Annotated in this window: 8 protein-coding genes; 4 read left to right on the plus strand and 4 right to left on the minus strand. The window is 66.6% G+C overall.

Going from position 1 to position 10,007, the window contains the following annotated elements:
• On the plus strand, window positions 1–1,747 hold a 1,747-nt coding region (locus tag RM812_RS39600; RefSeq protein ID WP_311585428.1), incomplete at its 5' end, for a tyrosine-type recombinase/integrase.
• Between the two features lie 20 nt (window positions 1,748–1,767).
• Here the strand turns inward: RM812_RS39600 and RM812_RS39605 are convergent.
• Entirely contained in the window at window positions 1,768–2,394 is a 627-nt protein-coding gene (locus tag RM812_RS39605) for a hypothetical protein (protein ID WP_311585430.1), read from the minus strand.
• Between the two features lie 1,064 nt (window positions 2,395–3,458).
• Between RM812_RS39605 and RM812_RS39610 the strand changes: the two genes are divergently transcribed.
• The 3 genes from RM812_RS39610 to RM812_RS39620 all read left to right on the plus strand — a co-directional run bounded on the left by RM812_RS39610 (window position 3,459) and on the right by RM812_RS39620 (window position 4,923).
• Window positions 3,459–3,917 carry a hypothetical protein gene (locus RM812_RS39610; protein ID WP_311585432.1) on the plus strand — a complete coding sequence of 153 codons (459 nt, stop codon included), beginning with the start codon at window positions 3,459–3,461 and terminating at the stop codon, window positions 3,915–3,917.
• The gene (locus tag RM812_RS39615; RefSeq protein WP_311585434.1) at window positions 3,914–4,081 is read left to right on the plus strand and encodes an NUDIX hydrolase; all 168 of its coding nucleotides are present in this window, start codon (window positions 3,914–3,916) and stop codon (window positions 4,079–4,081) included. The genes RM812_RS39610 and RM812_RS39615 overlap by 4 nt, the downstream gene beginning before the upstream one ends.
• 68 nt (window positions 4,082–4,149) lie before the next feature.
• Window positions 4,150–4,923, plus strand: coding sequence for a hypothetical protein (locus RM812_RS39620; protein ID WP_311585436.1), 774 nt, complete (start codon window positions 4,150–4,152; stop codon window positions 4,921–4,923).
• 1,076 nt (window positions 4,924–5,999) lie between these two features.
• On the opposite strand, the gene cas6 is transcribed toward RM812_RS39620, so the two are convergent.
• Genes cas6 through RM812_RS39635 form a run of 3 tightly spaced genes read right to left on the minus strand, consistent with a single transcriptional unit; the run spans window position 6,000 to window position 9,946 of the window.
• Window positions 6,000–6,803: a CRISPR system precrRNA processing endoribonuclease RAMP protein Cas6 gene (gene cas6 / locus RM812_RS39625; protein ID WP_311585438.1), complete on the minus strand. Its 804-nt coding sequence runs from the start codon at window positions 6,801–6,803 to the stop codon at window positions 6,000–6,002.
• A 6-nt stretch (window positions 6,804–6,809) separates the two neighbouring features.
• Window positions 6,810–7,751, minus strand: a complete 942-nt coding sequence (locus tag RM812_RS39630; protein WP_311585440.1) for an S-4TM family putative pore-forming effector — start codon at window positions 7,749–7,751, stop codon at window positions 6,810–6,812.
• Complete coding sequence (locus tag RM812_RS39635; RefSeq protein WP_311585442.1) at window positions 7,748–9,946, minus strand: TIGR03986 family type III CRISPR-associated RAMP protein; 2,199 nt, start codon at window positions 9,944–9,946, stop codon at window positions 7,748–7,750. Before RM812_RS39635 ends, RM812_RS39630 begins: the two co-directional genes overlap by 4 nt.
• Window positions 9,947–10,007 lie beyond the last annotated feature (61 nt).

Here is a 10,007-nt window from a genome sequence, read left to right on the forward strand (position 1 = left end):
GTCTTCCCGGAGAGGGCAGCGTCCGCCCGGCCTCACGCTGGCCTGGGATCTTCTGCGGCAGCTCGGTGTCCTGCCGCCGGGAACGCCGACCCTGCACGATGCCCAGCGCAGGCAGCGGCCCGACATCCCCGAGATGGTCGACTTCTACGGCCTGTCCTGCCCCGATGTCCGCAACCTGATCATCCGCTACGTCAGTGAACGTGCCCCGGCCATCGACTACAGCACCACGCGCCAGCTGATCTGGAAGCTCGCGAAGCGCTTCTGGAAGGACCTGGAGGAGCATCACCCCGGCATCGACAGCCTGCATCTGGCCCGCGACGTCGCCCAGGCGTGGAAGAAGCGCATGGGACACGACAACCCGGATCGCCCATACGAGGGCTACTCGGTGCTCTTCGCCGTCCGCGCGTTCTACCTCGACATCTCCCAGTGGGCTCTCCACGACGCCTACTGGGCCCGGTGGGCGGCCCCGTGTCCGGTCTCACTGCAGGACACCAAGGGAGTCGCCAAGCACCGCAAGAACGTCACCGCCCGAATGCACCACAAGGTCCGCCAGCTGGCCCCCCTGCTGCCACAGCTGATGTCCAGTGTCGAGGAGCGACTCCGCTTCCAGCAGGAGTTCATCAACCGGGCCCGTACCGCCGCCCCGGGTGAGGAGTTCGTCCACGGCGGACGCACCTACCAACGCCGCCGCTACCCGGCCGTCAGGGACCATGACCCGGAAGGGCTGCGCCGCCTGCACGCCACCGACCCGGCCACCGGCACGCACGTCGACCTGCTCCGCGCCGAAGAGCGGGCCTTTTGGACCTGGGCGACGGTCAACACCTTCTTCTACACCGGTGTCCGCGTCGAAGAACTGCTGGAGATCACACAAACCGCGCTCACCACCCTGCGACTACCCGATTCCGGTGAGACGGTACCTCTGCTGCAAATCGTCCCGTCCAAGACCGACGCCGAGCGCGTCCTGCTCGTCCCGCCAGAGCTCGCCCACGTCTTGGCCAAGGTCAAGCAGAGAGTCCGGGACGGCCACGAGACCGTCCCCGTACTCCAGCGGTGGGACCCCCACGACCGTGTGCTCAGCCCACCACTACCGTTCCTCTTCCAGCGCAGCCATGGTCTCGAGCGCCGCGTGCTCACCGACACCTACGTACAGCGGCTGGTCAACGAAGCCCTGACCGCACTCGGACACGGAGAACTGAGGCTGACCCCACACGACTTCCGGAGGCTATTCGCGAGCGAGGCCGTCAGCAGCGGACTGCCCCCGCACATCGTCGCCAAGATCCTCGGTCACGAACATCTGTCCACCACCGAGCACTACATGGCGGTCTATCCCGAGGACATGCTCCGGCACTATCGCGCCTTCCTCGCCCGGCGCCGCCAGCTCCGGCCGAGCGAGGAGTACCGCAACCCCACAACGGATGAATGGGAGGAGTTCCACCAGCACTTCGCCAAGCGCAAGGTCGAGCTCGGTACCTGCGGCCGCGGCTACGGAACTCCCTGCGCGCACGAGCACGCCTGCCTGCGGTGCCCGCTCCTGCAACCGGATCCAGCCCAGAAGCGTCGGCTCGACGAGATCATCGTCAACCTCCGCGAACGCCTGGCCGAGGCCCACGAACGCGGCTGGCTCGGCGAGGTCGAAGGGCTGGAGATCACCATCGCCGCGGCCGAGCAGAAGCTCGCCAGCATGACCCGCCAGATCAACCTCGGCATGCCCGTGATCCCGCCCCGACGCCATCCAGACCCGTCCTGAAGGAGTCGAAGTGCGAGCACTCAGTCATTTCCGTAGTCAGGTTCGTATGTGTCGAGGAACCGCTCTTCGAAAGTCTCCTCCTCTTCATGTGTGTATTGCTGAGGCAGGCCCGCGCTTTTGATCTCTGCTGTTCCGTTCAACACGAGACCACACACCTGGCACGAGAGCCCTGTCGCAACCGAGATGACATCTGCGTAGATGCCGTAGGACTCGATGCGCTCATTCGTTCGCCGAACCGCCTCCAAGGAGGGCCACACCCTTGACTGGCAGGCGGGGCATTCCACGACGTGATCCAAGATTCCCTTGTCGCCAGGGCGAGCAGCTGCTCGACGAGCGGATACGAGGTCATCGGTCAGGTCGGCGAAGGCGGCGGCGCAGGCTTCAATTCGCTTCTTTACTTCATGTTCCAGACGCTTGTCCTCATCGTCGACCAGCTGTTGACCGAGCTGTACGATCTCCGCGCCGAGCAAGTCGGAAGGTTCGAGGCCCAAATGCTCACACACCACCGTCGTCACCCGAGTGAAGCGTGGCAACCAAACCGACGAATCGAGGGACAGTGCCGCATCGGCGGTATGCAGCTCCCGATTGCGCAAGTTCGTGAGGAAGGTCGCCTCATCTTGGCGCTCCTTCGTGAATTCCTCGATCACTACACCGAGCCTAGAGATTACCGTGTGCGTGGCAATCGACTTCGGATCCTTGGGAGGCTTAGCCCCAGGCTGCGCAGGCTTCGGAGGAAATCCTGCAGCGTGGAGAATGGCCGTGCCATCGGGATCGGCGAGCAGGGTAGGGTGAACCCTCGCCAGCGGCGCCCGCAGCAGGAATTCAAGTCCGAGAAGGAGCCAAAGAGCGAATACCTCTCCGTCAGCCCTGGGGTGTTCCTCTGCGCGATTGAAATATGCGCCAGCTTTCCCGAGAAGCGCATCATAAGACCACATCAACGACTCCAGACATATACGCGCTCGATCGATCGCCGCGTTCCCGAAGGGACGGCTGGTCTCCTATGCATCACGATGGTGTTGTCGAGAACCAGCACGCGATCCTTCTGCCAAGTCACCCGTGCCGTGGGTGTTACAGCTTCGACATCGGCAACAGCCAAATCTGAGAGTGGCTTGCAGGTTCGCGGATCCCACCTGATTCGAAACCATTCATCTGATTCGGGGACCGCCGCGGGCAGGTACCGAGTGCGTCCTTTTCCGTCCGTACACCGCAGCACCGTGCGCCGCAGAGCCGAGACAAGATTCTCAGCAGGCCGCAAGACCTCTGTCCAGGTTGGTTCGGAGAGCTCCCGGGCCGTAAGTACCAGCCACCGTGGAGGGTTCACCGAGATCGCAGCATCGGTATGCCAGGGGAACGCTCCCAGGCCGTATACGCCGGAGAGGGACCAGGAACGACGAGCGCTACCTGCCTCCTGCGGCACTAGGAGTTCACCGCTGCCCGCACGGCCCAAGCTGACGGCCACATCCGTCGGGTCAACTCCGTCGAGCACCGCGTAGCCATGGATCGAGAGCTCAGAGAGCAATCCATCTCTTATCGTCATACGTCGCCCCCTCAGCCGCTTGCACCGCTCGTCCCAGCGGGTCGCCCCCCCCACTCTGATGAGTGAGCAGAGTAGCCGACTGGGTTCTTGCCGCTGAAAGCCGGCGGATGAACCGTCCCTCATCTCATCGCCACCAAGTAGTTGGAGCCGAGTTTGTTAGTTCAGAGAAACTGGATGGACCGCCCGGCCGTCCTGGCCATGGCCGACCGTGTCACCTCCCCCGGCGCCACCCTGGCGATCATGGGCGACGGCAGCCTCTGGACCCACCCGGCGCCATGGACCGTCGCGCTGCGAGAGCTGATCCAGTCCTACCTCGGCGCCGAACGCCGCGCCGGAACCACCGGGGCCTATGCGGAGCCGGGCCGCCGGTACGAAGACGACCTGGCCGAGTCGGCGTTCAGTGACTTTGAGGAGCACCACTTCCCGCTCCGCCGCGTGTGGACCCGGGACCAGGTGATCGGCTACCTGCGCAGCACCAGCTTCGCCCGCCCCGAACTCTTCGGCGACCGGCATCGCCGGTTCGAGAGCGAGGTCCGAGCCCTGTTGGAACAGCGCGCGACCCAGGAGGGCGGGCTGGTCGAGGACGGGGTGTTCGACGTCCTGCTCGCCCGCCGGCCGGGAGGTGCCCGGTGAGCGGCGGCGAGCGGCATATGGTGCCGGTGGACGTGCACTTGATCGCCGTCCGAGAGGGGGAGAAGGGGCCGGAGGTGCTGCTGTCGCGGCGGGCCGGCACCGTCTACGCCGCAGGGCACTGGCACTTCCCCTCTTCACTAGGCAAGTCGCATGTCGAGTTTTGACTTGTCGAGTTTCGCACCGCGAGCGTATCCGGTTCCCACTTCTGGCAGCAGGAGGCCAGCGTTCCGTAATGGACACCTCTGATGATGTGCTCATGTTGGGCGACGTCCTACTCGGGATGTGGTCCGCCCGGGACCGGCTCCTGAAAGCAGGACTGGCGACAGACAGGGGCGACCCGATCGGCGGCCTGGCACAGTCGCTCACCGCCGCAGCCCTCTGGCCGCGCGAGTCGGTGGCTTCGGCCTACGGCCGAGCCAGAGCGGTGCGTACGGGGTTCGACGAGTCCGGGGAGTTCGGTCCGGCCGTAGGCGGATGGAACGGCACCACGAGCTCGCTGGGCATCGACTTGGCCCTGCCTTGGGCCTCCATCGCTCAGCGAGTGCCAGCCCTTTCTGCGTTCGCACGCCAGCGCCGCGGCGAGCGGTGGGCGTGGAACGCCAACGCCGGCACAGCTCCGTTAGCAGTTGCAGAGGGACCACTGGCGGACCGGTACTCCGGGCTGGCCAGGCTACGAGTCAGGGCTCGCTTCGCTCCTCACGCACCAGACGAGGGTTCCCTGGAAGCCGCGAGTTTCAAGGATGTCCGTGGCGAGACGGCTCCCCTGAATGATCTGCACATCTTTGTTCTTTTCGCCCGAGTGGACGAGGAGTACAACGACCTCCGGGACGCCAACTTCGTGTGGACAGCCGTCATCTTCACGGACGAGTGCTTGAACAGCATGGCACGCGAGATCGGCTCAGACGTGCTCCGCTGGCGGCAGATCCACGCCCGGTGGGATTGCCTGCCGCGCGGCGCTCACGACGCTACTGGGCTGCTTCGGGCTGTCCGCATTCCCGGCTGGTGAAGAGCGGGCTGAACCCCTGGCGAGCCAACAGCCAGCCGGGATCGGGGGATGTAGCGGCTGGCAGGCCGACGAGGCGGCGTACCGCGGCGAGCCCGTCGGCGGTGCCTGGCCAGGGGTAGGTGAGGGCATCGACTCCGACATGGCGGAGACGGAGCGCAGGGCCGTGGCGTCTTCCGTCCACTCGCCAATGACGGCCGGGCCTCTTTCAGGGCGCCACAGGTATGCGTTTGAAGTTCGCGCAGCTCAGAAGCAGTCGTGACGACCGTAGCGCGTGCAAACCGACCACCGCTCCTCGTGTCGTTTCTATGCCCTCGCGCCGGGCTTTTCACTGGAACTGATCGACCGTGTGCGTATGCACCCAAACCCCGAGGGTTTCCATGCCCTCACGTCGGGCTTTCCGTCGGAACGCACCATCGATAAGAAGGAGTCCCTCGTGACGTTTCCATGCCCTCGCATCGGGCTTTTCAGTGGAACGTTCGAGCCTCCACCTTTGACCGCCAGATCGCCAGATCGCCAAGCAGTTTCCATGTCCTCGTGTCGGGCTTTTTGCCGGAAAAAGTAGTAACTCAAGTGTCACGTCGACCAGGAGGTTTCCATGCCCTCGCGTCGGGCTTTTTCGGTAGAACGCATGCTGATCTGCGTGCTCGGCACCGGCGATCTCGTTTTCATGCCCTCGCGTCGAGCTTTCCGTCGGAACACATCGACATCTATGGAACGGCTTATACCTTCTGGATGTTTCCATGCCCTCACCTCGGGCTTTCTGCCGGAAACAGCCAGTTCCGGATCGCCGACCCCAAGACGTACCGACTGTTTCCATGCCCTCACGTCGGGCTTTCCGTCGGAACCGTGATCACCACTCGATCGCTGCCTGATCGGCTGTGAGTTTCCATGCCCTTGCGTCGGGCTTTCCGTCGAACATACAGTCCGTAGAAGCTTGCTTTGCAAGCAAATGTTTCCATGCCCTCGCTTCGGGCTTTCCGTCGGAACCCGTCCTTCGCTCCAGCATTCCTGACCTGCCGTGATGATGCCCGTTGCGCAGATCGAGCAACAGCGGTTCGGGGGTAGCGTGTCGCAGGTCACTCAGACACCTCGCCTCGTCGCTGATCTGGGGAAACGCGTCGCGCAGGAATCGTGGCCTGGGGAGGTTCGCGGGTGAGGGCGGTCACGGTCACCTGGGTGTGGCCGCAGCCGTGGGTGGTCTGTGCGCCAATGCCGGCTGTGTGGGCGTAGAGGCTGAGGGCCGTGAAGGTGGCGGTGACGGCCGAGGGTGGGGTGCCGGTGAGGGTGAAGGTGCAGTGGCCTGTGTAGCCGGTGCGGGGGGCTGTGGCGGTGAGGTGGACGGGGCGGGTGGCGATGTCGTGGGCGCTGAGGGCGAGGTGGGCGCGCAGTTCGCGTAGGGCGGTGTCCGGGATGTTCAGGTCGAGGGGGGCGTGGGTGTTCCAGCGGCGGGCGAGGCTGCCGTAGAGGAGCTGGGGGTCGGGGAGGGGGTACTGGGTGCCGTTGCGGGAGAAGTAGGTAGGAGTGACGGCCTGGAACTCGGCGTGGGTGGCGGGGCCAGCGGCGAGGAGGGCTTCGTAGGGGGCGTGTTCGGCTGCGGCTTCGGTGAGGGTGAAGCGCTGGGAGCCGAGGGGGAGTTCGCGACCTTCCTTGAAGACGTCTCCTAGGTGGCGTGTGTCGTCGAGCCAGCCGATGCGCAGGACGGCGGTCTGTGGTTCGGGGGCTGCAAAGAGCGGGGAGACCGACCAGGGTTTGTTCGCCGCGTGGTGGTCGTGTCTCGGTTCTTCCAGCAGAGTGCAGGCCAGGCCGTGGAGTTGGGCGGGGGTGACCTCGCGCCGGGCGGGGTGCGCGGCGTGGAGGGTGAGGTGCCAGAGCGTGGGCATCGGGGGTTACGTGTCCTGGTCCTTCGGGGAGCGGGGGCGGGGAAGGGCGTTGACGGTGGCCTTCAGATCCTCCATCGCCTCCGCGCTCTGGTGGGAGGTCGCACTGCGGCGGATCGTGTGAAACCAGGTGGGGACGGTCGGGTCGTTGTTGCGGAGTTCGAAGATCTTGTCCTGGACGCTTCGGCAGTCGTCCCGGGTGGCCGGGTGGCCGGTCACGTGGCTCCGGATGAGTATCTGGATGGTGTGTTCCAGCTCGTTCTTGTCCTTCCGTGCGGCGCGGTGTGCCTGTGGTAGTTCGGCCAAGTCCAGGAAGGCGGGGACCAGGGGGGCGAACAGTTGGAGGGCGAAGTCGGTGAGCGAGAGGTCCATCAGGTAGCCCTGCAGGAGTGCAAGGGCGATCAGGGCGATGAGCAGCCCGGTGAGGAAGCGCGCGTAGCCCTGGTGGTTCTTGCGTCCCCAGAGGAGGTTCTGGGCCTGACAGGAGAGGGCGTCGACCGGCCAGGGGACGGCGGGGACGTTCTCGTACCACTTGTAGTCGCGGTCGATGCGGGGGCGGGGGGCGGCGGCGTCGATCTCCTGCTGGACCGCTTGCCGGTCTCCGGCCAGGACCGTGTCCCAGGGGAGGTCAAAGAGCTGGGTGTCGTACAACTCCTGGTAGGCGGTCGCCTTCATGCGCTGGGACTTCTCCCGACCCTTGAGGTAGACACGCGCGACGATGAGCCAAGCGGCGGCGGCAACGGCAAGGTACACGCCTGCGCCGGGGAGGAGAAGGCTGAACACCGGGGCCAGGACGGCGAGGCCGATCGTCCCAATGGTGCGGTTCAGGCGGGTGGCGTCAGCCCGGTTGTGGGCGATGCGAGCTGCCGCGCGCAGTTCGACGAGGTCTTCCTCGTCCTGCCGCCGAGGAATGAGTGACGGGGTGGGGGACGGTTCGGCGGCGGCCGTCATCGGCGTGTGCCCTTTCCGCGCGGGGGCTGCTGCGTAGGGCGGCCCCGGCCCTTCTTCTCTGGGTGGAGGGGGAGCAGCGGGTCGTTCCATAGAGGGAGGCTGCGTCCCCGGCCGGGCTTGATCTTCCGGTCTTCCACCTGTTCGTTGGAGACGAACCAGGCGTAGGACTTCCCCTCAGGGTCCGGGGGCACACGCGTGGCGTCACTGTCGCCGTCCTCGTCGTACACCCTCGGGTAGTGCACGGCAGCCTGCTCGTTTCCCTGGGCGACCGTGCGGAACGCCCTGAGGTGTTCGCCGGTGTCGATCTGTGCCACGGCGTCCTCGAAGGCGTGGAGCGCCCGTTGCAGGGCCTCGTCCTGTCCATCGGGGGTGACGTCGGCACTGGGGTCGAGGTCGCGGTAGGTCTCGCTCCACTGGTCGCCGGTGCGCAGGTCGGTGGCGTCGGGTCCGGCGAGTTCCAGGCGGACACTGCCGAAGCCGAGAGGTTTGCCGTAGCCGAGGCGATGGTGGTGGCCTTCGGGGAGGCGGAGAAGCCAGAGAAGGGCGCCGAGTTCGGTGTCGGTGAGGTTGGTGACGCCGATGCTGAAGGTAAAGGCGGAGCCGGGCGGGATCCAGCCGCGGACGCTGCGGTTCTGGCTGTCGCGCTGCGGTTTGCCGTCCTTGTCGGGGCGGCGGTACTCCCGGAAGCGGCCGGTCGGGTCTGGGGTCTGGGTGGCGTCCGTGAGGGGGTCGTTCCAGTAGGTGTCCGGGAGGCCGTGGTGGTGCCAGTACGCCTTGCGGCCGCGCAACGCCTGCCCGGGGGCGTACCAGAGGGCGCGTTCCAGACGGTCCTGCAGCACGGCAGGGGCATCCTTGTGGGTGCCGAGGTAGAAGCGGCCCTGCTGGGGTTTGGGCTGGCCGAGGATCGGCAGGGGGAGGCCGGGGTCGCCGAAGTCCTCAGAGGTCACATCGCCTTCGGGGGTGACCGGGCCGATGCGCAGCTGGCCTCGGTGGGCTCCGGGGCCAGCGGGGGCGACCCAGCCGAAGACGCGGTCGGCCGGGGAGAGTGCGTCTCGCGCGGGGGCGGGGCGCAGAGTGGGGTGGAGGAGCTGTTCGGGGTCGGCGGCGAAGAGGTCACGGGCGATCTGTACGGGGTAGAGGCCCTTGATCGTCGTGCCGTTTTCCACCCAGGCGTAGCACAGGGCGTTCGGACCCAGTTCGAGGTAGGTGTCGTCGTACTGGTGGGGGCTCCAGGCCGTCTCACCAATCTTCGGGCCGAAATACTCGTACGGTTCCGCCTTGTCGCCGCGCTTGTTGCGTCGCTCGTTGATGTCGGCGTGCCGGTGGGCGGCGCGGTAGTCGGCGACGACCTGGCGCCACTGGTCGGCGAGTTCGGGGGTGAGAGGGTGGGGGCGGGGGGCCTCGCGGTCAGTGAAGAAGACGCGTTCGTCGTGCTTGTTGTTGATGTTCTGGTTGGTGACGTACACCCAGCCGCGGATTGTCTTCGTCTCGCCGGTGGGCTTGTGCCGGGCCGTTTCCCGCCCGGCGGACGCCGACGGCCGGGTCTGCGGGAGCGAGGTGCCGACGCGGGCGATCATGCGGACCTGCCAGAAGTCGAAGTTGTGGCGCCCGTCCTTGGTGAAATGCTCTACGCGTTCGACCAGGGCGGTGACCTCGTCGCCGTGGCACGGTGCTGTCCCGTCGGGGTAGGAGACCGCTGGCATGAGGTAGCGGGGCAGCCAGGCCGCGTGGAGCGGACCCGCGACCAGCCTGCCCCCGCTGCCGGGCGGTGTGTCGCCCGGCAGCAGGATCACCTGGTCGCCGTCGTCGGAGATCCGGGCGGGCACCATCTTCTGGCTCGCACTGGCCGGCATGCGGTAGCCGAGGCGGTCGCGGTGGCCGGTGAAGACGCCCATACGGGAGTTGGTTACGGCCTCGTAGGCGGCGCGAAGCATGCCCTTGACCGAGGTGGCGGGGAGGTGGACGGTGCCGGAGCGCAGCAGGACGGGGTGGCTGAAGTGGTCGTTCGTCCCCGGGACCGGTTCGGCGCGGGAGGGGTCGAGCAGGAGCAGGGGGGTGACGGTGGTGAGGCGTACCCGCAGGGTGCCCGTCCAGTGTCCAGGGCGGAGGCGGTCGTGGCCCGCCGGCGTGCGGTCGCCCAGGTGGGGGTCGGCGGTGTTCCGGGGGGTGGCGGGGAGGAAGGTGTAGGGATTGATGTACTGGCGTGGCGCGACCTTCTTCGGCGGGGGCGGGGGGCGGGGTCATCACTGCGGTCCG

Source organism: Streptomyces lancefieldiae (assembly GCF_031845825.1).
Taxonomy (GTDB): Bacteria; Actinomycetota; Actinomycetes; order Streptomycetales; family Streptomycetaceae; genus Streptomyces; species Streptomyces lancefieldiae.

Coding starts and splice junctions, on each gene's coding strand:
- RM812_RS39610 (WP_311585432.1), top strand. CDS start 3,459: ATGGACCGCCCGGCCGTCCTGGCCATGGCCGACCGTGTCACCTCCCCC.
- RM812_RS39620 (WP_311585436.1), top strand. CDS start 4,150: ATGGACACCTCTGATGATGTGCTCATGTTGGGCGACGTCCTACTCGGG.
- cas6 (WP_311585438.1), bottom strand. CDS start 6,803: ATGCCCACGCTCTGGCACCTCACCCTCCACGCCGCGCACCCCGCCCGG.
- RM812_RS39630 (WP_311585440.1), bottom strand. CDS start 7,751: ATGACGGCCGCCGCCGAACCGTCCCCCACCCCGTCACTCATTCCTCGG.